Here is a 20,775-nt window from a genome sequence, read left to right as displayed (position 1 = left end):
TCAGTCTCTCATCCGGTAACGGCGAGCGGCATAGCTGTTGACCAGGATCGAAGCGATCAGGACCAGGCCCAGTGCGAGCAGCTGGGCGCGAGAGCCGGCGGACCCCTCCATGGAGATCAGCAGTCCGGCATTGAGCCAGGTGATCAGCAGCGCACTCGTGATCACGCCGCTGACGCGTCCGAATCCTCCCTGGATGAGCACCCCGCCGAGGGCGGCGATGGTGATGGCCGGCAGGGCCATCCCGCTGCCGGTCGTACCGGCGTCAGGGCGAGCCGAGGCGTACTGGGCCACGTTGACGACGGCGGCCAGGCCGCACAGCAGACCCGAGGCGAGATAGGCCGACGCCCGCACCGCCCTGACGTTCTGGGCCGCGTACTCGGCAGCGACCTCGTTGGTCCCCACCGCCAGCAGGGAGCGCCCCCAGGCCATCCTCTCCAGCAGGATCCAGGCGACGACGACGCTGGGCAGCAGAAAGGTCAGAACCTGGACGGGCAGGAGCACATCGCCCCACAGCGCGATGCGACCGGTGAGCACCCCGTTGGAGGCGGTGATCCTGTCGCCCGAGATCGGCGCCTGACCGCTGACGACCATGGCGATCGACGCGTAGGCGTACTGGGTCGCGAGGGTGGCGATCAGAGGCGGGAACCGGAAGTAGCCGACGAGGACGCCGTTGACGGCTCCCAGGACCCCGCCCGCGATCACGGTGACCAGAACGGCCGGCAGCAACGGCATCCCGGCGATCTGCACCAGATAACCGAAGAGCATCCCGGCCAGGGACACGATGGCACCGACCGACAAGTCGATCCCGGAGTACCCGGAGATGATGACGAACATCTCCGCGAGCGCGAGCAGGGCGATCGGGACCAGCGACTGAAGGGAGGAGGCCATGTAGATGGCGTCGAAGGGCGCGAACAGGTAGCCCTGGCTGCTCAGGGCCATGAAGACCGCCACCAGCATGACGGTGAGCAGGGCGAGGGCGGCCACTCTCTCGGTGAGCAGGACGCGGAGCATGCGGGCGGGAAGCGACTCGCCGACGCGGTCCTCGACGGGGTCCTTGTGCGCGGGCGCCGTCCCCGGTGCTGTGGTGGTTGAGGTCATGCGCGGGCCCTCCTGGACTGGCGAAGCAGGTCGACACCCACGGCGACGAGGATGATGACCCCGACGAAGAGCTGGGTGATCTCGGTGGGAAGGTGGAGGTGGATGACGGCCGCCTGGACGGAGCCGACCAGGACTGCGCCCAGGAGCGTGCCCAGGACCGTCCCGCGACCGCCGACGACGGAGGTGCCGCCGATGACGCAGGCCGCGATAACCGACATCTCCATGCCGTAGCCGACGTTCTGCTGGATGAGGCCGCCGCCGCCCACGGAGATGACCGCGGCCAGGCCGACCATCATCCCGCAGAAGACGTAGAGCTCGAACAACCGGCGTCGGACCTTGACCCCGGCGAGCCGGGCGGCGTTCGGGTCGTTGCCGATGGCGTAGATGTGCCGACCCGTCGCCCAATTCCTCATGTAGTACCAGACCGCCGCGGTCAGAATGAGGGCGAGCCACATGGCGTACGGCAGGCCGAGGAACTGTGCCTGCTGGAGGTTGCCGCCCAGAAACCCGAGGGTGCCCGGGACTCCGGAGACCTGGGCGTCCCCGAAGATCTGAAGGGCGATGTAACGGAAGACGTTGAGCGTCCCGAAGGTGCACACCATGGCGGGCACCCGTCCGAAGGCGATGAGCACGGCGTTGACCGCGCCCAGGAGCGCCCCGATGGCCAGGGCGGCCAGGATCGCCACGGGCGCGCCGACCCCCGCGTCGCGGATGAGCTTGGAGACGACAACCATGACGACGGCGAGCGAGGCGCCCACCGACACGTCGATCCCCGCCGTGCACATGATGGGCGTCATGGCGATCCCGATCACCGCGATGGGGGCGATCGTGTAGAAGATCGCGAAGACGCTCGCCGGTTCCATGAAGGTCGGTGTCGTCACCCCCATGGCCACCCACAGGAGGGCGATCACGACGATGAGAACGGCCTCCTGCCCCTCGAGGAGGCGGCGGCTCCTGCGCCGTCCCGCTCCCAACAGGGACAGTCGTTCGATGATGCGCGGTGTCATACCCTCTCCTCCACTTCCGCCTCTTCCACCTCGCCCGACGCGGCGCTCAGAAGGGAGACGGCGGAGACCTCCCCGTCCATCTCCACCGTCGACTCCCCGTGCCTCATGACGAGGATCCTGTCGGAGAGGAAACGGATCTCCTCCAGGTCCGTCGAGACGACGATCGCGGAGCGCCCCTGCGCCGCGTGGTCGAGGATCAACTGGTGGATCTCAGCCTTCGCCCCGACGTCCACCCCCTGGGTCGGCTCCTCGACCAGGAGGATCTCGGGGGCCTCGACCAGCTGCCTGGCCATGACCACCTTCTGCTGGTTGCCTCCTGACAGCGACCCGATAATGGTGGACGGGCCCGGCGCCTTGACCCGAAGACGGGCGATGAACTCCTCCACGGACCGCCTCTCCCGCGCATAGCTGAAGAACCCGAGCCGGGAGAAGAAGGGCAGGTGACTGGAGCTGAGGTTGAAGGACAGGCTCTTGGGCAGGAAGACGCCCTGGAGCTTCCGGTTGCCCGGCAGCATGGCCATGCCCAGTCTCATCGCCTGATGAGGAGAGCGGATCTCCGCCTTCTCCCCCTTGACGCGGATCTCGCCGGAGGCGGCGGGCACGATCCCGTACAGGGCGCGCACCAACTCGGTGGTCCCGGAACCGATCAATCCGTAGATCCCGAGGATCTCACCCCGGTGCAGGTCGAAGGACGCGTTCGTCAGCCGAGGCCCCTGAGACAGGGAGCTGGCGGACAGAACGACCTCGTCGGTCACGACGCTGCGCCTGTCGGAACGGTCGGCGACCTCGAACTTGTCTCCGACCATCGCCCGGGCGATCTTCGTCGGCGACATCTCGCGCGCGGGATAGGTCCCGATCACCGATCCGTCGCGCATGACGGTGATCCTGTCGGTGATCCGCCCGAGCTCATCGAGGCGGTGAGAGATGTAGATGACGCCGATGCCCTCGTCCCGCAGACCCCTGACGATCTCGAAGAGACGGTCGATGTCGGAGCTGGCGAGGATCGCACTGGGCTCGTCGAGAATGAGCAGCCGCACGTCGACGGCGAAGGCCTTGGCGATCGACACCAGCTGCTGCTCGCCGACCGGCAAGTCGGCGACCCGCTTGTGCATGATGCCGGGCTCGAGCTTCAGACGTTCGAGGAGCGCCTCGACGCGGCCGCGCTGATCCGCCCAGTCGACCTTCCCGAACCGGGTCTCCTCGCGTCCCAGGAAGATGTTCTCCTCGACGGTGAGGTCGGCGAACAGCTGCGGCTCCTGGTAGACCGGGGAGACGCCGGCCGCGAGCGCCGCCTGCGTGTCCCCCGAGGGAACCTGCGAGCCGTCGACGAGGACGATCCCCTCGTCGGGCATCTCGGCGCCGCTGATCATCTTGATCAGGGTGGACTTGCCGGCGCCGTTCTCCCCGACCAGGCCGTGCACTTCGCCGCTCCTGACCGACCAGGTCACCTGGCGCAGTGCATGCACCCCGCCGTATCTCTTGTCAATACCGCGAACCTGGAGGACGTCGTTCGGCGAGTCCTCAGTCATCGCATCATCTGTCATGTTCCGCGTCTTTCCGACCGGCTTCCCCGACCGCTCTGCGACGGTCCGCGCGGGCACCGGGTGCGGGGCCGGCCTGCGACCCCGCACCCGGGTCGAGCGTCGCCGCACGATCGGTGGGTCAGTAGTCGTAGTCTCCGGCGTTGTCCGCTGTCAGGATCAGTGGGCGGCCCATGACCAGAGTCTTGGAGGACTCGTCGTAGGTGACCCCTGAGATGCGGCCGACGTCCTGGGTCGGCGCGAAGGTTTCGCCCTGGGCCAGCTTCCACCCGGCCCAGGCGGTGAGGTAGCCGAGGTTCTCCACGTCCCAGAGAACGGAGGCCGATGAGGAGCCGTCCTGGAGGTAGGGCAGCATCGCCTGGGGCGTGCCGACACCGGTGGTGTGGATCTGCCCGGTCTTGCCCGATTCCTGGACCGCCTGGGCGACACCGGGCGCCGCGGTGGTGCACGGGCCGATGAGACCCTTGAGGTCGGGGTAGGCATTGATGAGGTTCTTGGCCATCGTGACCGCCTTGGCCTGGTCCTCGTCGGCGTAGACGGTCTCGACGATCTTGAGGTCGGGGTAGTCGGTGGCGGCCTTGTCCTGGATGACCTTGATCCAGGCGTTGAGGTTGGCCGCGGTCTGGCCGCACGAGACGATGGCGACCTCGCCCTCCCCGTTCAGGGGCGCGGCGATCTGCTCCAGGAGGGCGGTTCCGATGGCCTCCTCGGTCGCCTGCGTCACGAAGACCTCACGGCTGGAGCTCGAGGCATCGGTGTCGGCCGTACCGACTTTGATGCCCTGCCCCTGGGCCTCGGTGATAACCGGTGCCATGGAGTCGGGATCGTTCGGGGCGACCATGAGGGCGTCGACCCGCTGCTGCATGAGGGAGCGGACGACCTCGCTCTGGGCCGCAGGGTCGGCGGTGGTCGGACCGCTGTAGACCCATTGGAAGCCGAACTCCTCGCCGGCGTCCTGGCCGCCGGAGTTCATGGCCTCGAAGAACGGAATCCCCTGGACCTTGGGAACGAAGGCCACCGAGGTGGAACCCGAGTCCCCTCCCGCCCCGGCGGTGCCCCCGGATGAGCTGGCGCCCTTGCCGCCCGCGCAACCGGCCAGCGCGAGCGCCGCACAGGCCACGCCGGCCACGAGTGCGGACTTGAAACCACGCTTCATGTCAATCCTCCATCGGAACTCGTTGCGCTCGCCGTCGAGCACACGCCGTCGTCGTCCGCCCCTTCTTTGGACCGGTTCAAAACGCGGCGGATGAAGTGTGGCACCACGCAACTGCAAAGTCAAGCGGACGATCGATACCCCATGAACAAGGACTCTCCATGATGCTCGTCAACTCGGTAAACCCGCACCATCCCGGGCCTGACTCGCACGTGCCGATATTTTTGTTCCGTTGGAGGACTATCCGTGGCAGGATGTCCTCCGGATCCGACACGCCGAGGCGAGCATCCGTTCACGACGTTTCTTGCCACGCTCCCCGGCACCGCATGAGGATGCCGACCGGCACCGCATCGAACCGCCCGGCGCGCGGACGCAGACCCATCAGCTATGACGTAAGGAGTTCCACAGTGAGTGCTGAGACCCTCCAGCTCACCGACCTCGACCTCAAGGCGATCAACGTCGCCAAGGCCCTGGCCGCCGACGCCGTGGAGAAGGCCGGTTCGGGCCACCCCGGCTCCGCCATCTCCCTGGCTCCTGCGGCCTACCTGCTCTACCAGTACGAGATGATCGGCGACCCGGCCGACGACCGGTGGCTGGGTCGCGACCGCTTCGTGCTCTCGGAGGGCCACGCCTCGCTGCTGCAGTACATTCAGCTGGCCATGGCGGGCTACGGTCTGGAGGTCTCCGACATCGCAGCGCTGCGTACCGCCGGGTCGCTCACACCGGGGCACCCGGAGTTCGGTCACACCAAGGGCGTCGAGACCACCACCGGCCCCCTGGGCGCCGGTTTCTCCAACGCGGTGGGCATGGCCATGGCCGCCCGTTACGAGCACGGCCTGCTGGACCCCACCGCACCCGACGGCGAGTCGGTGTTCGACCATTACGTGTACACGCTCATGGGCGATGGCTGCCTGCAGGAGGGCGTATCCTCCGAGGCCGCCTCCTTGGCCGGCACCCAGCAGCTGGGCAACCTCATCGCCATCTACGACGACAACGACATCTCCATCGAGGGGGACACCGACCTCTCCTTCACCGAGGACCCCTCCGCCCGCTTCGCCGCCTACGGGTGGCAGGTCCTCGAGGTCGACTGGACCGCCGGCGGCCAGTACCACGAGGATCTCGCCGCCCTCCACGAGGCCATCGCGGCGGCACGCGCCGAGACCGCCCGCCCCTCCCTCATCCGCCTGCGCACGATCATCGCCTGGCCCGCCCCCACCAAACAGGGCAAGGAGTCCAGCCACGGGGCCAAGCTGGGCGCTGAGGAGCTCGCCGGACTCAAGCGGACTCTCGGCCTGGACCCCGAGAAGGCCTTCGCCACCAATGGCGTCCTGGAGCGCACCCGCGCCCACGCTGCCGAGCGCGCCGCTGCCGAGCGCGCCGACTGGGACGCCCGCTTCACCGCGTGGCGGGCGTCCAACCCCGAGCGGGCCGGTCTGCTGGACCGTCTACTGGCCGGCGAGCCGCCCGCGGGTCTCGACGCCGCCGTGCCGACCTGGGAGGTCGGGGACTCGGCGGCCACCCGCAACGCCTCGGGCGAGACGCTCTCCGCCCTGGCCCCCGTGGTCCCCGAGCTGTGGGGCGGCTCGGCCGACCTGGGCAGCTCCAACAAGACGGACATGGCCGGAGAGCCCTCCTTCCTGCCCGCCTCCCTGGCTGCGGAGGAGGGCGACGGCCCCTGGGGGCGCATCATCCACTTCGGAGTGCGCGAGCACGCCATGGGCGGGGCCCTCAACGGCATCGTTCTGGACGGCCTGACTCGGGCCTACGGCGGCACCTTCATGGTCTTCGCTGACTATATGCGCCCAGCCGTTCGCCTGGCCGCTCTCATGCGGATCCCCACCATCTTCGTGTGGAGCCACGACTCGATCGGCGTGGGCGAGGACGGCCCCACCCACCAGCCCATCGAGCACCTGGCCTCCCTGCGCGCCATTCCCGGCTTCGACGTCGTCCGACCGGCCGACGCCAACGAAACCGCAGCCGCCTGGGTCGAGATGCTGCGGCGCCGTCACGAGCCCGCCGGCATCATCCTGTCGCGCCAGAACCTCCCGGTCCTGACCTCGGCGCTCGCCGCCCGCGAGGGCGTGCGCCGCGGCGCCTACGTCCTGGTCGACGCCACCGACGCCGAGGGCGTCCCCGTCACCCCTGAGGTGACCATCATCGCCACCGGTTCCGAGGTCTCGGTCGCGGTCGAGGCCCGCGAGCTCCTCCAGGCCGGGGGAACGCCGACGCGCGTCGTCTCCGCCCCCTGCCTGGAGTGGTTCGACCAGCAGGACGAGGCCTACCGCGCCTCGGTCCTGCCCGAGAACGGCGTGCGCGTATCCGTCGAGGCCGGCATTGCCATGGGCTGGCGCGAGCGCGTCGGCAGCGGCGGGGCGATCGTCTCCATCGACCACTTCGGCGCCTCCGCCCCGGCCGCCGACCTGTTCCACGAGTACGGCTTCACGGGGGAGAACGTCGCCGCCCGGGCGCGCGAAGCCCTCGCTCGGGCCTGACCGAGTCGGGGACGACGCCGGGGCCGGCCGCTCGTGCGAGCGGCCGGCCCCGGCGTTATCCGCTACCGCCCGTCAGCAGTGGGCAATAGGACACCTGGAATCCCGACGGTCCGGATCTCGGCGCTGAAGACGGGGCTGACGTGCGAGATGCCGGGCCGTCCGGCCCCGCCGCGCCGCGTCCCGCGACGGGGCGGGGCCCGGTCAGAAGACCTCGGCGGCCGCGGCCTCGACCGGCAGTGCCCGCATGAACGTCTCCAGGTAGCGGGCATACTCCTCGGCCTGCTCGGGCGCGGGCGCAATGGTGAGGATCTCCATGTCGCGGAAAACAACCTGTGAGAGGTAGTCCTCCAGCGGCCGGCCCTCGGCCCACAGCATGTAACCGGCGAGCAGGGCCATGCCCCATGCCCCGCCCTCGGAGGCGGTGGCGCCCACCGACACGGGCGTGTTGAAAGCGGCGGCCAGGACGCGCTGAGGGATCTCGGGCGTGGCGAAGATGCCCCCGTGGGCGAACATCGAGTCGATGGGGACATCGGCATTGGCGCGCAGCACTCTGACGCCATAGGCCATCGAGGCGAAGGCGGCGAACAGGTGGGCGCGCATAAGGGCCGCCAGCGACAGCGTGCTCTCGGGGCGGCGCACCACCATGGGCCTGCCCGAGGCCAGACCCACCAGGTGCTCCCCGGACAGGAAGTTGAAGGCCACCACCCCGGCGTCGTCCATGGAACCGTCGTCCGCTGCACCCAGCAGGACGTCGAAGAGCCGGCCGCGCTCGACCGGGGCGCCGATGGCCCGAGCGAACTGGTCGAAGACCTCGACCCAGGCGTTGAGGTCGCTCGTGCAGTTGTTGGAATGGGCCATGGCCACAGGCGCTCCCGACGGCGTGGCGACCAGGTCGATCTGCTCCACCAGGGTCCGCAACGGCCGCTCCAGGACGATCATGGCGAAGGCGCTGGTGCCCGCCGAGACGTTGCCGGTGCGCGGGCGCACCGAGTTGGTGGCCACCATGCCGGTGCCGGCGTCGCCCTCGGGCGGACACAGCGGCACCCCGGGACGCAGCATGCCGGTGGGGTCGAGCAGGGCCGCGCCGGCGGCGGTCAGCGTGCCGGCATCCTGACCGGCGACGGCGATTCGCGGCAGGACGTCGATCAGGGACCATGGCACATCCACCGCTTCGTCGAAGGCGGCGACCATCCCGGCGTCGAAGGAGCGGCCGTCCGTCCCTATGGGGAAGACGCCCGAGGCCTCCCCCACGCCCAGAACGTGGCGACCCGTCAGACGGTGGTGGACGTAGCCCGCCAGAGTTGTGATGCGGGCGATGCGCGCCACGTGCTCCTCGCCGCGGACGATGGCGTGGTGGAGATGGGCCACCGACCAGCGCTGGGGGATGTTGAGCCCGAACAGCCCCGACAGGACCGCCGAGGACTCCTGGGTGAAGGTGTTGCGCCAGGTGCGGAAGGCGGTCAGCAGCTCGCCGTCGGCATCCAGGGGGATGTAGCCGTGCATCATCGCGGAGATGCCGATGGCCCCGACCGTGGTCAGCTCGATGGAGTACCGGTCCCGCAGGTCGCAGGCGAGCCCGGCGTAGGCGGCCCGCAGCCCCGCGACGACGTCGTCGATGGCGTAGGTCCACACGCCGTCGACCAGGTCGTTGGCCCACTCGTGGGAGCCGGAGGCGACGACGGCATGGGACCGGTCGATGAGGACGGCCTTGATGCGGGTCGAGCCGAGCTCGATGCCCAGCGCGGTCCTGCTCAGATCCAGGGCGACGGCCTGCGGTGGTGTCGTGGTGGAAGGGGTCATCCGAATCCTGCTCCGTTGCTTCTCGGGGTGGCGGCGCCCTCGCCCCGCCCGGCGGGCGCCGACCAGAGCGCGGCGACGACGTCAGAGGCAGATGCTAGCCCGATGCCGCACCCGACGTGAATGCTTGCCTCTAGGCTTGGCGCACCCCTGCTGCGCCGCCCCTGCGCAGCGGCGCACGTCCGTTCACCGCGGCGGGTGCTCCGCCGCACCGGAACCGGCACAGTGGGGCGTACCGGCGAGGCCCGCCGCTCGTGCGGGCGTCACCACAACAACACGCACGCTGATGAGTAGAGAGAACGAAAGAACGGTGCCCGAGTTGCCCCAGACACACACCTCACCAGACCAGATCGTCCTGTCCGAGCTGGACGCCGATATCCAGGAGGCGGTGGCGGCAACCCGCGAGAGAGTCTCGGCCCTGCACGCCGAACTGCCCCGGTGGGGCCTGGTGGTGTGGACCGCCGGCAACGTCTCCGAACGGGTCACCCTCACGCGCAACGGCGAGACGATCACGACCGATCTGTTCGTCATCAAGCCCTCCGGCGTCTCCTACGACGAGCTGAGAGCCGACACCATGGTCGTGTGCACCCTGGAGGGGGACAAGATCGACGACGGCACGCCGGCCTCTCTCACCCCGTCCTCCGACACCGCCGCCCACGCCTACGTCTACCGCCACATGGACCGGGTCGGCGGCATCGTGCACACCCACTCCACCTACGCCACCGCCTGGGCGGCGCGCCGCGAGCCCATCCCCTGCGCCCTGACCATGATGGGCGACGAGTTCGGCGGCGACATCCCCGTAGGACCCTTCGCCCTCATCGGGGACGACTCCATCGGGCGCGGCATCGTCGAAACCCTGTCCGACTCGAAGTCCCCGGCCGTCCTCATGGCCAACCACGGCCCCTTCACCATCGGAAGGGACGCCCGTGCCGCCGTCAAGGCCGCCGCCATGTGCGAGGAGGTCGCCCGCACCATCCACATCGCCCGCGCCGGCGGCGAGATCACACTCATCGACCAGAACCTGGTCGACAAGCTCAACGACCGCTACCAGAACGTCTACGGGCAGCACTGATCGGCGGGCACCGGGCTGATCGCCCCGCACGCAACCGCGCAGCCCGACAACGCCGACGCGTCGGCTCCCCCGGGACCATGAGAGCATGCGAGGGCGCGGGAGACGGTTCGGAGACGGCGGGTCGTCGGTACGTCCGTCTCCCATTCGCCCAGTCCTCGTCGAGGGACGTAGAGACGCACGGCCTTGCGACAGCCGGGGTGAGGACGGATGCTGTGGCCGGGCGTCCGACGTCACCGTGTCCCAACCCCGCGAAGGAGCCTCCTCATGGCAGACGCAGACAAGCCGAAGGAACCGCGCTCGAAGCTCTACCCCCTCATCCTCACCCTCATACTCATTCTGGGGGCAGTGGGATTCATCATGTTCCTGGCCTGGCTCTCGAAGGGGCCCCGCGTGCGCATCCCCTTCTTTCTGATCGCCATTCCGGTCGTCATCCTCATCGGCATCGCCCAGCTGCTCGACGACCTCGTCCTCAAGATCGCCCCTCGCATGGTCCGCAATCGCGACCGGGCTCTGCTGGCCCACAAGCTCGGCCGGGATCCGGTCACCGGCCTACCGCCGGATCTCCTGCGGCTCGCCCCCGGCCAGGCCGCCGTCCCCCAGCAGCCCTGGGGCGCTGCGCCGCCGGCCCAACCGGTGGGGGTCCAGGCGGCAGCGGGCGGAGGGCGGACTCCGACCGGCTACACCAACCTCTACGGGCAGGCCCCGCACGCTCCCTACGGGCAGGCCCCGCACGCTCCCTACGGGCAGGCCCCGACCTCCGCGACCGGCTACACCAACCTCTACGGGCAGACCCCGCACGCTCCCTACGGACAGGCCCCGACCTCCGCGACCGGCTACACCAATCCCTACGGACAAGCCCCGCACGCTCCCTACGGACAGGCCCCGACCTCCGCGACCGGCTACACCAATCCCTACGGGCAGACCCCGCACGCTCCCTACGGACAGATCCCGACCGGCTACACCCCTCCCGACGGGCGGGCCCAGTCCGAATACGGCCGGACTCCGACGGACCCTCAGCCGTCCGCGCAGCAGAACGCACCTCGCGGGAGACGACCACCGGCCTGCGACGATGACTCGTCGTCGGCCTGACTCCTCCTCCGCGGTCTCCCGCACACTTCCGTAACTTTCACAACTTCTCGACGCAGCCGCCGCCGCTCCCCGGGCAGGGGCGGCGCTCGTCGACGGCGGCCACCAGGACGGTGCGACCGGTTCCCACCGCCGGTCTCCGCGGGGGAGGGAGGAGGGGGCGGGTCAGATGTCCTCCAGGGACGCTCCCTTCGTCTCCCTGGCGAAGAGGTAGATGACGCCTCCCAGCAGCAGGAGGACTGCGAAGATCATGAAGGGCAGGAAGACGACCTCCGCGGTCAAGTCGCTATTGCCGATGAGAGCCCCGACGACGTACGGGCCGACGACCTTGGCGACCGCGCCGATGCCGTAGCCCAGCCCCAGGCCGGTCGAGCGGGCCTCGGTGGGGAACTGCTCGCCGCCGAAGGCATTGAGAATGCCGAAGGCGCCGTCGCCGAACATCATGATGATGAAGATGCCGGCGAAGAAGATGTGGCCGGCGCTGCCGACGTCGTCGCCGTGGACCATACGGGTGGACAGGGCGGCTACGAGGGCGCCGGCGGCGCCGATGAGGCCGTAGCCGAACATGGTCCAGCGCCGCCCGATGTGATCCGAGATCCACGCCGAACCCAACCGTCCGAGCAGGTCGCCGAGCGAAACGAACATGAACAGGGTCGCCACCGTCTTGGGGGCGAAGGTGAAGGACTGGCCCAGCAGCGTCTGCCCCCAGGACTGGACTGTGAAGGAGCCCAGGATGAAGCAGAAGGAGCCGAGGGAGACGACGAGCAGCTGCTTGGGGTACTTGGTGAAGATGACCGAGTAGGAGGCAGAGATCTCCTTCGGCAGCGCGGGGAGCTCCGCCACCTGGTCGACGGGGATCTCCATGGCCCAGGCGTAGGCGTCCCTCGCTTCCTGCTCACGGCCCCGCATGAGCAGGAAGCGGGGGGACTCGGGAATGATCCTGGCCCAGGCCAGCAGGATGATCGGGATGCAGCCGACGGCGATCAGGCCGCGCCACCCGAGGTCGTCACCGAGGTACTTGGTGACGAGCCCGCCCAGGAAGATGCCGGCCGGAATGAAGACGCTCGTCAGCCCCGCCAGCAGACCACGCTGCTTGGCGGGCACGAACTCCTGAACGTAGGGCACCGAGGTGATGTTGAGACCGCCGACGCCGAAACCGACGCCCGTGCGCAGGATCGCCAGGACGATCCACCCGTTGACGGGCGTGAAGGCCGAGGCCGCGGTGAAGGCCACGAGGACGCCGATGCACCAGATGAATGCCTGCTTACGCCCGATCTTATCGGCCAGCCGGCCCCAGGCGATGGACCCCAGCACGGTCCCTAGACCGGCACCGGCCAGGATAATGCCCGAGTGGAACCCGGTGAGCTCCCAGCCGGGCGCGTTGGTCAAAAGGTTAACGATGAATCCGATGAGGAACATGTCGAAGAACTCCGACACGTTGCCGATGATGGCCATCGAGATGAGGGAGATCTGGTGCCCGGTGAGACGGTGGTTGTCGATCTGTTCAGGGGCCGTCTTCCCCTGAGGCGCCGCAGACGCCACTGCTCGTTGCGCGCTCATATGCCGTCCAATCTTATTACTGTGAATCAATGGGAGTTGACGTCGTCACCGGACGATGTCCGAGCTGCCGAGGAACTGGAGCTCGCCGAGCCGCACGTGCGTGAGGTCGCCGTGGTGGGTCAGTGCGAGCTGAGCCACCTTGGTGCCCATCTCGATGCCGTGCTCGACGTCGCCGTCGAGCCACCCGTGCAGGGTGCCGGATACGAAGGAGTCGCCGGCGCCGGGACGGTCGATGACCGGAACCGACTTGATCTCGAAGACACGATCCTTCCTCTCGGTGGACAGGTAGGTCCCCGCCCGGCCGTCAGTGGACACGACCGTGGGCGCGCCCATCTCCTCGCGCAGAGCGCGGCACACGGTCACGCCCTCGCCGTCGATGCCGAAGACGATGCCGGCGTCCGAGCGCGAGCAGAACAGGATCGCCGCCCGCCGCGCGATGGGCTCGAGCACTGTGCGGGCCTGGTCGCCGTCCCACAGCAGGGAGCGGAAGTTGACGTCCAGAGCGACGTCGACGCCCCGCTCGCAGGCGGCGTCGGCGCAGTAGCGCACCACGCGGGCGGTCTCGGGCGTGAGGGCCGCCGTGATTCCGGTCAGGAAGACGACGCGGGTATCGAGCAGCGCGTCCCAGTCGAACTCCTCGGGGACGATGGAGCGGAAGGGCGTGTACTGGCGGTCGTAGGTGACCTTGCCGGGCAGGGGGAACTCACCGGGCTCGAGAAAGTAGAGGGCGACGCGGCCCTCATCGGCCATGACGATGCGGCTCATATCCACACCGACGGCGGAGTACTCCAGAGCGATGCGGTCGGCCAGCTCGCCTCGGGGCAGTTTGGTCGTCCAGGCCGTGGAGCGGCCGAGCTCGGCCAACAGCCCCGCGACATTCGCCTCGGAGCCGGCGGCGGTCATGCGCAGCGAGCGGGCGGTGGCCAGACGGTCGCCGCGTTCGCACGTCAACCGAATCTGTCCCTCGCCAATGGTTGTCAGGTCGTACGTCATTGTTCGAATCCTTCTCCGACGGCCGTTCGTCGGACCGTCTCGCGGCGGGTCCGCGGACCTGGCCGTCGGGGTTGCTCAAGGTGCTGGGGGTGTAGGGGTGGCTGAGGATGGACGCCGGAGCGGCGCCGTATGGTGCTGCGGGCCGGCGTTGAGGCGGGGTGCCGCACCAGCGGTCGGAACCGCGGCGCGACGCTCCCCGCGGCGGTACCGCTCAGGGCGACAGGACATCGATCCCGGCACCGGCCGCCTTGCGCTCGATGAACTCCCGGGCGGCCGCGCACCGCTCGAGGGAGTCCGGCGCGTCGTCGTTCCACATCTCGATCATGAGGCGACCCGCCCAGTGCTGGTCCCGGAGCAGTTCGAAGGAGCGGTCCCAGTCGACGATGCCGGTGCCCACGTCGACGCGGCGGGGCTCGCCGCGGCGCACGTCCTTGGCGTGCATCGCCACCATGTGCCCCGTCCCGGCCTGAAGCTCGACGGCGGGATCGAGCCCCTGCTCGGCGATGTTGCCGAGGTCGGGGTAAACCTGAAGGTAGGGGGAGTCGACGGCGTCGACGAACTCCATGGCCTTGCGGATCGAGGTGACGTCGGTGCCGTCGACGTTCTCGATGCCCATGACCACTCCCAGTCGGGCGGCCATGGGGACCGCGTCGGCCAGGAGCTGGCCGTACCAGCGCTCCGCGTCGGGGTTCGGGTCCTCGTAGTAGCAGTAGTAGCCGGCGAGCTGGATGACCGGGGCGCCGAGGTCGTGGCAGACCTCCAGACCCCGCGCCATGACCTCGCGGGCCCGGCGACGCACCGCGGGATCGGCCGAGCCCGGGGCGATCCTGCGGTGGATCGACAGGCAGATGCCGCCGACGTCGGTGCCGACCGCATCCGCGGCGTCACGAACCCCGCGGCACTGGCGCGGTCCCCACTCCAGGCGGGCCTCCCTCTGAGGGGACTCGTCGATGGAGATGTCCAGGTAGGAGAAGCCGGCCCGGGGCACCTGGTCGAGGAAGTCCCGCCAGACCTCGCCGCTCGCGCGGCTCCCGGAGCCTCCCAACGGGCCGCTGCGCAGCGCCTTCTCATAGATGCCGAGACTGATACCCGCCCTGAGGCCCGTGCCGGCCGCGGCACCGGTCCGTGCGGCATCCGCTTGCGCGACGTCGGAGCTCATGGCCACACCTCCTCCACGGTGGTGCGCAGCTCGGCGGCCGCGGCCGCCGGGTCGTCGGCGGCGACGATGGCCCGGCCGGCGATGACGATGCCGACCCTGCGGCCCGCGAAGGCCGGCAGATCCGCGGCGCTGACCCCGCCGGTGACGGTGACGGTGAAGCCCATCGCGGCCAGCTCGTCGACGCGGTCCATGTCCTCGGGCCTCCAGGACAGGTCGCCGGCCGCCTCGCGGTCCCGCGAACGCTTGACGATGACGTGCTGGACTCCGGCCGCGCGCCAGGCGCGAGCCCGATCGGCGTCGTACCACTCGTCGGCCAGCTCGACCTGCACTTCGCCGTTGAACTCGGCAGCGACCTTGCAGACCTGCTCAATCGTGGCCAGGGAGGCCCCCGCCACGCAGGAGACCAGGTCCGCGCCGGCCTCGAAGGCGAGTCGGGCGATCGTGGAGCCGGCCTCGGCGATGCGCACGTCGGCCAGGATCTGCTTGTCCGGGAAGAGGGCCCGGATCGCCCGCACAGCGCGGTAGCCCTCGCACAGCACGAGGATGGTGCCGCACTCGACGATATCGACGTGGGGGGCCGCCTTCTGCAGCGGTCCCAGCGCACCGGGCAGGTCGAAGGTGTCCAAGGCGATCTGCAGCTTGGGTGCCATCTCGACTCGCCCCCGCTCAGCCCGCGAGGGGCTCGAAGGCGAAGAAGGCGGCGGCGTTGTCCACCAGGAGGTCCTGGACGTAGTCCGGGTCCACACCCTCGTCGTCGATCAGGCGCGGGCAGAAGACGGCCGGGTCATAGTCGATGCCCGAAACCGAGCCGTAGACCTTCTGGTAGGACGCCTTGCCCGAGTCGGTGCCCAGCAGGACCTGCTTGCCGTAGCCCTTCTCCTTCAGCGTCTTGATGAGGTTGACGCGAGCGTTGTCGGGCACGTACTTGATGCGGTTGGTGCCGTCGAGCTCGACGTAGGCGCCGGCGGAGACGATCTGCTCGTGGATCCACGGGTCCCAGTTGCGCTGGATGTGACCGATGGCGATCTTCTCGGGCGCCACGCCCTCATTGATGAGGAAACGGGCCTGCTCCGGGCCGCAGGTGCCGGCGGTGACGTGGGTGTTGATCGGGGCGCCGGTCTCCTTCGACGCAATAGCGATGGCCTTCCCGGTCTTGACCTCCCAGTCGGTGATCCTGCCGTAGGCGGTGGCCCACTTGATGACGCCGGCGCGCACGTCGGTGCGCTTGACCAGAGGGCCCATGTAGTCGCCCGCATCGATGCCCTCGACGACGTCGGCGATGAGCAGGTCGGCGATCTCGGTGACCGTGTACTGATTGGCCCAGGACTGGCGCCACTCCAGGTAGACCTTCTGCTGGTGGAACCCGGTGGCCGCGACGACCTGGAGGTCGGGGACGCGGTCGACGACGCGCTTGAGCTTGACGACGCCGCGGCCCGAGGAGGCCGGGCACATGTCGACGATGGTGGCGGTGGGGGCGAAGCGTTTGGATGCCTCGACGAAGTAGGCGGCCTCCTGAGCTGCCTTGTCCTCATCGACGAGGAGGTGATCGGGGTCGATGTAGACCTCGCCGGCGCCGACGCGGATGAGGTGGTCGTGGGCGTTGACGACGCCGAGGGTCGACGGGTCGACGTCGCCGTGGATGGTGCGGACGATACCCATGAGGCTCTCCTTCGAACTGGTGATCTGCGAGCGATCCGGCGACGGCGCTCTCATCAGGGGCCCCGCCGACCGGTGACATTCACGGTAGGAATGAGCCGCGCTTCCGCCGGAGGGCGGAAGAGAACATTCGTGCGGATGCGTTTTCTCCAGCCCCGACCGATTCGTCGATTCATTGAATTCTCCGGACGAAGAAGGAGTACGAGCGACGCGATCCTTCTAGGATGAACACGTGTGCGCCGACCTCACTCGCGACCGCGCCGCCGTGCTGCTCGAGGTCTCCCGCCTCTACTGGGAGGAGGACCTCGGCCAGGCGGAGATCGCCCGCCGCACGGGCTACTCGCGGCCCACGGTCTCGCGCATGCTCACCGAGGCGCGCCGCGTCGGCATCGTCACCGTCACCGTGGCCCACCCCATCGAGCGCCTCATGGCTCTGGAGGAGCGGCTCGTGGCCGCCTTCGGTCTCACGACCGCACGCGTGAGCGAGACGGCGCCCGCAGGCGGCTCCGGCATCGGCCCCGACGTCGCCCGCAGCGCGGCCGACCTGCTGGTCGAGAACTGCGGACCGCGCAGCGTGATCGCAGTGTCCAACGGGCGGGCCGTGGCCGCCGTCGTCCACCATGTGGCCGAGCGCAGCTGGCCGGCCTCGACCACTGTGGCGATGCTCGGCAGCGTCGGGGAGTCCTTCAACCTGGAGGACGGGCCCGACGTGTGCCGCAATCTGTCCCTGCGGTTGGGCGGCCGATTCCGGTCCCTGACCGTGCCGCTCGTTTTCGACTCCCCATCCCTGGCCCGGGCCGTGCGCAAAGAGGACCAGGTCGCCACCACTCTCGAGCTGGCCGCCCGAAGCGATGTCGCCCTGACGGGGATCGGCACGGTCGGATCCTCCGTCAGCCCGCTGCTGCGCCGCTGGATGACTCCCGGCGTCGTCCGCGAGTGCCGTCAACGCAACGTGGTGGCCCATGTGTGCGGCCACCACCTCGACGCCGCCGGCCGCCACGTGCGCACCTCCCTGTGCGACCGCACCCTGTGTCTCGACCCGGACAGGCTGAACGAGATCCCGCTGGTCATCGGCGTGGCCGCCGGTTCCGACAAGGTCATGGCCATCCTCGCGGCGCTGCGCGGGGGCTACCTGTCCGCCCTGGTCACCGACGAGCCGACGGCGCGGGCGCTGCTGCAGAACGCGTGAACCGGACGACCGCGGGCCGGACCGGTTACCGGCGGAGGCCCGCCCGCCCCGTGTCGGCGGCGCCCGTTAGTCTGCCGTCATGGCCTCCAGAACCACGCGAGTGCGCACCTCCTACGTCTGCACGGAGTGCGGCTGGACGAGCCCGAAGTGGCTCGGCCAGTGCCGCGGCTGCAAGGCGTGGGGCACGCTCGAGGAACTCACCGAGACCCCGGGGGCTGACGCCTCGTGCGCGAACGGGCCGGAGCTCGTCCGGGCCGCGACCGCGCGGCCCGCGACCCCCGCCCGCCCCATCGGCGAGGTCAGCGCCGAGGAGGCCCGCGCCCGGCCCACCGGCGTCGGCGAGCTCGACCGGGTCCTGGGCGGAGGAATCGTTCCCGGCGCCGTCGTGCTGCTGGCCGGAGAACCGGGAGTCGGCAAGTCGACCCTCCTGCTCGACGTCGCCGCCCGGGCGGCGACGGTGGCCAGGCGGCGGGGGGAGGGGCCCGTCCTCTACGTCACCGGCGAGGAATCGGCCAGCCAGGTGCGACTGCGAGCCGAGCGCATCGACGCCGTCGACCCGGCCCTCCTGCTCGCCGCCGAGACCGGGCTCGGAGCTCTGCTCGGACACGTGGAGGCGGTCGGGCCCTCGCTGCTCGTCGTCGACTCGGTGCAGACGATCGCCTCCACCCGCATCGAGGGGTCGGCCGGCGGCGTCACCCAGGTGCGGGCGGTCGCCGGAGCACTGATCGCCGTGGCCAAGGAGCGCGGCATCCCCGTGCTGCTGGTCGGCCACGTCACCAAGGACGGCGGCATCGCCGGACCGCGGGTGCTCGAGCACCTCGTCGACGTCGTCTGCCAGTTCGAGGGCGACCGGCACGCCCGCCTGCGGCTGCTGCGCGCGATCAAGAACCGCTACGGACCCACCGACGAGGTCGGCTGCTTCGACCTGGGAGAACGCGGCATCGTGGGGCTGGCCGACCCGTCGGGCCTGTTCCTGTCCGCAGCGCGCTCGCAGGTGCCGGGCACCTGCGCGACCGTCACCCTGGAGGGGCGCCGCCCTATGCCCGTCGAGATTCAGGCGCTCGTGGCCGGCACCGCCGCGGGCTCGCCTCGGCGCACCACTTCGGGCGTGGATCACTCGCGCGTGGCCATGGCGCTGGCCGTCCTCGCCGCGCGTCTGGGCGTGGACACGTCCGGGACCGACGTCTACGTCTCCACGGTGGGCGGGGCGCGCGCCGTCGAGCCGGCCACGGATCTGGCGGTGGCGCTCGCCGTGGTCAGTGCGGCGCGGAATCTGCCCACGCCGGCCGGACTGATCGCCTTCGGGGAGGTGGGTCTGACCGGGGAGGTGCGGGCTACGGTCGGCATCCAGCGGCGCCTGGCGGAGGCCGCCCGTCTGGGCTTCGACCGGGCCGTCGTGCCCCTGGCCGGCAGCGAGGAACTGCGCGACGCCGCCGGCGTGCGGGTGGTGCCCGTGGGCCACGTGGGGGAGGCGGTCGGCGCCGCCCTGCCCCGAGGCTGACAGGAGCCCGCACCCCGCCCCCGGCGGGCACGGCGCTGAAGGGCACTGCACGGCGCTGAAGGGCCGTTCGACCGCGCGACACACCTCACGGCGGCTCGGCGGGGACACGGATACGATGACGCCGCCCGATCCGGGGGCGCCGACCGGAGCCCCCGGACCTCGTTCCCCCGCCTGGAGACGCGAATGACTGAGCCGACCGGCAAGCCCGGCACCCTGGTGCGCGAGACCCTGGCGCTTCTCGCGCCCGGGACCGTGCTGCGCGACGGCCTGGAGCGCATCCTGCGCGGACGCACCGGCGCGATCATCGTACTCGGCTACGACGAGACGGTGGAGTCGATCTCCTCGGGCGGCTTCAACCTCGACGTCGAGCTGTCCGCCGCCCGGCTGCGCGAACTGTCCAAAATGGACGGCGCCGTCGTCGTGGACCGCACCGCGGGACGCATCCGACGCGCCAACGTCCAACTTCTCCCCCACGCCTCCATCGAGACCGCCGAGGCCGGCATGCGGCACCGCACGGCCGAGCGCGTCGCCCGTCAGACCGGCTACCCGGTCATCTCGGTGAGCCAGTCGATGCAGATCATCTCCCTGTACGTCGACGGGCGCCGTCACGTCATCGAGCCCAGCGAAGCGATCCTCGCCCGCGCCAACCAGGCGCTGGCCACTCTTGAGCGGTACAAGGCGCGCCTCGACGAGACGACGGCCGGCCTGGACGCCCTCGAGATCGAGGACCTCGTCACCGTCCGCGAGGTCACCTCAGTCCTTCAGCTGCTGGAGATGGTGCGTCGCATCGCCTCCGACATCGACGGCTACGTTGTCGAGCTCGGCACCGACGGGCGTCTGCTCGCCCTCCAACTCGAGGAGCTCACGCGCGGCCTGATGGCCGAGCGCGACTTCCTCCTGTCCGACTACCTGCCGGCGGGGCTGGACGCCGCCGCCGTCGACGCGCGGCTGAAATGGGTGGGCTCGCCCGCCCTGCTCGACATGGCCATGGTCGCCCGCTCCATGGGCATCGGGGGCGACGACGGCCAGGATCTGGACTCGTCGATCTCGCCGCGGGGCCTGCGGATCCTGGCGAAGATCCCGCGCCTGCCGCTACTGACAGCGCGAGCGGTCGTGCGCGGCTGGGGATCACTGCAGGCGATCCTGGGCGCGACCGTCGAGGAGATCGAGGCCACCGACGGCGTGAGGGCCGGCCAGGCGCGCACCCTGCGCGACGGGCTGTCGCGGCTGGCCGAGGTCTCCATCGTCGACCGCTACGCGTAGGCCGCAGTCCCGGCGCATCAGACGCTCGCTCACGTGACGATGAAGGTCTGCTCGCCGGTGAGGTCGACCCCATCGAGCCGGAGACGGAACCGGTAGGTGCCCGCACCGGCCGCATTCGGGTCGAGCGGCGTCGGGGTCGGGGTCGGCGACGCGGACGGGCTCGCCCCGTCCTCGGCGGTCGCGGTGTCGCGCGGCGCCGGGGTGGTGG

The 20,775-nt window shown here is 70.0% G+C and carries 16 protein-coding genes; 6 read left to right on the top strand and 10 right to left on the bottom strand.

The window, feature by feature from the left end; all coding sequences use genetic code 11:
* From HMPREF9062_RS04340 to HMPREF9062_RS04325, 4 genes are all read right to left on the bottom strand, one after another.
* Nucleotides 1-1,098 (bottom strand): ABC transporter permease, encoded by a 1,098-nt coding sequence (locus HMPREF9062_RS04340; protein ID WP_009748828.1) that lies wholly within the window; start codon nucleotides 1,096-1,098, stop codon nucleotides 1-3.
* A complete protein-coding gene (locus HMPREF9062_RS04335) occupies nucleotides 1,095-2,105 on the bottom strand; it encodes an ABC transporter permease (protein ID WP_009748827.1) in 1,011 nt (336 codons plus the stop codon). The genes HMPREF9062_RS04340 and HMPREF9062_RS04335 overlap by 4 nt, the downstream gene beginning before the upstream one ends.
* Nucleotides 2,102-3,649, bottom strand: a complete 1,548-nt coding sequence (locus HMPREF9062_RS04330) for a sugar ABC transporter ATP-binding protein (RefSeq protein WP_216584404.1) — start codon at nucleotides 3,647-3,649, stop codon at nucleotides 2,102-2,104. The genes HMPREF9062_RS04335 and HMPREF9062_RS04330 overlap by 4 nt, the downstream gene beginning before the upstream one ends.
* A 118-nt stretch (nucleotides 3,650-3,767) precedes the next feature.
* Nucleotides 3,768-4,802 (bottom strand): autoinducer 2 ABC transporter substrate-binding protein, encoded by a 1,035-nt coding sequence (locus HMPREF9062_RS04325; RefSeq protein WP_050795314.1) that lies wholly within the window; start codon nucleotides 4,800-4,802, stop codon nucleotides 3,768-3,770.
* Between the two features lie 404 nt (nucleotides 4,803-5,206).
* On the opposite strand from HMPREF9062_RS04325, the gene tkt reads away from it, so the two are divergent.
* Nucleotides 5,207-7,291: a transketolase gene (tkt, locus tag HMPREF9062_RS04320; protein ID WP_009748824.1), complete on the top strand. Its 2,085-nt coding sequence runs from the start codon at nucleotides 5,207-5,209 to the stop codon at nucleotides 7,289-7,291.
* A gap of 201 nt (nucleotides 7,292-7,492) precedes the next feature.
* On the opposite strand, the gene HMPREF9062_RS04315 is transcribed toward tkt, so the two are convergent.
* A complete protein-coding gene (locus tag HMPREF9062_RS04315; RefSeq protein ID WP_009748823.1) occupies nucleotides 7,493-9,091 on the bottom strand; it encodes a xylulokinase in 1,599 nt (532 codons plus the stop codon).
* A gap of 283 nt (nucleotides 9,092-9,374) precedes the next feature.
* Between HMPREF9062_RS04315 and HMPREF9062_RS04310 the strand changes: the two genes are divergently transcribed.
* Entirely contained in the window at nucleotides 9,375-10,160 is a 786-nt protein-coding gene (locus HMPREF9062_RS04310; RefSeq protein WP_009748822.1) for an L-ribulose-5-phosphate 4-epimerase, read from the top strand.
* A 264-nt stretch (nucleotides 10,161-10,424) separates the two neighbouring features.
* Nucleotides 10,425-11,249: a hypothetical protein gene (locus HMPREF9062_RS12100; RefSeq protein WP_050795251.1), complete on the top strand. Its 825-nt coding sequence runs from the start codon at nucleotides 10,425-10,427 to the stop codon at nucleotides 11,247-11,249.
* Nucleotides 11,250-11,411: 162 nt separating this feature from the next.
* Here HMPREF9062_RS12100 and HMPREF9062_RS04300 read toward each other — a convergent pair whose 3' ends face one another.
* The 5 genes from HMPREF9062_RS04300 to HMPREF9062_RS04280 form a co-directional block, all read right to left on the bottom strand.
* On the bottom strand, nucleotides 11,412-12,806 hold the full coding sequence (locus tag HMPREF9062_RS04300) for an MFS transporter (protein WP_009748821.1): 1,395 nt from the start codon (nucleotides 12,804-12,806) through the stop codon (nucleotides 11,412-11,414).
* Between the two features lie 45 nt (nucleotides 12,807-12,851).
* Complete coding sequence (locus HMPREF9062_RS04295; protein ID WP_009748820.1) at nucleotides 12,852-13,799, bottom strand: sugar kinase; 948 nt, start codon at nucleotides 13,797-13,799, stop codon at nucleotides 12,852-12,854.
* 211 nt (nucleotides 13,800-14,010) lie between these two features.
* On the bottom strand, nucleotides 14,011-14,958 hold the full coding sequence (locus tag HMPREF9062_RS04290; protein WP_009748819.1) for an L-ribulose-5-phosphate 3-epimerase: 948 nt from the start codon (nucleotides 14,956-14,958) through the stop codon (nucleotides 14,011-14,013).
* On the bottom strand, nucleotides 14,955-15,608 hold the full coding sequence (locus HMPREF9062_RS04285; protein ID WP_009748818.1) for a 3-dehydro-L-gulonate-6-phosphate decarboxylase: 654 nt from the start codon (nucleotides 15,606-15,608) through the stop codon (nucleotides 14,955-14,957). Before HMPREF9062_RS04285 ends, HMPREF9062_RS04290 begins: the two co-directional genes overlap by 4 nt.
* Before the next feature lie 16 nt (nucleotides 15,609-15,624).
* Entirely contained in the window at nucleotides 15,625-16,617 is a 993-nt protein-coding gene (locus HMPREF9062_RS04280) for a phosphotriesterase family protein (RefSeq protein ID WP_034253730.1), read from the bottom strand.
* Between the two features lie 229 nt (nucleotides 16,618-16,846).
* On the opposite strand from HMPREF9062_RS04280, the gene HMPREF9062_RS04275 reads away from it, so the two are divergent.
* From HMPREF9062_RS04275 to disA, 3 genes are all read left to right on the top strand, one after another.
* Nucleotides 16,847-17,803 (top strand): sugar-binding transcriptional regulator, encoded by a 957-nt coding sequence (locus HMPREF9062_RS04275; protein WP_009748816.1) that lies wholly within the window; start codon nucleotides 16,847-16,849, stop codon nucleotides 17,801-17,803.
* Nucleotides 17,804-17,882: 79 nt separating this feature from the next.
* Complete coding sequence (gene radA / locus HMPREF9062_RS04270; RefSeq protein ID WP_009748815.1) at nucleotides 17,883-19,304, top strand: DNA repair protein RadA; 1,422 nt, start codon at nucleotides 17,883-17,885, stop codon at nucleotides 19,302-19,304.
* A gap of 183 nt (nucleotides 19,305-19,487) precedes the next feature.
* The gene (disA, locus tag HMPREF9062_RS04265; protein WP_009748814.1) at nucleotides 19,488-20,567 is read left to right on the top strand and encodes a DNA integrity scanning diadenylate cyclase DisA; all 1,080 of its coding nucleotides are present in this window, start codon (nucleotides 19,488-19,490) and stop codon (nucleotides 20,565-20,567) included.
* Nucleotides 20,568-20,775 lie beyond the last annotated feature (208 nt).

The sequence above is a fragment of the Actinomyces sp. oral taxon 448 str. F0400 genome (assembly GCF_000220835.1).
In the GTDB taxonomy this organism is placed as follows: domain Bacteria; phylum Actinomycetota; class Actinomycetes; order Actinomycetales; family Actinomycetaceae; genus Actinomyces.
Note: the sequence above shows the minus strand (reverse complement) of the source record. Positions and strands in the feature narration are given on the sequence as shown.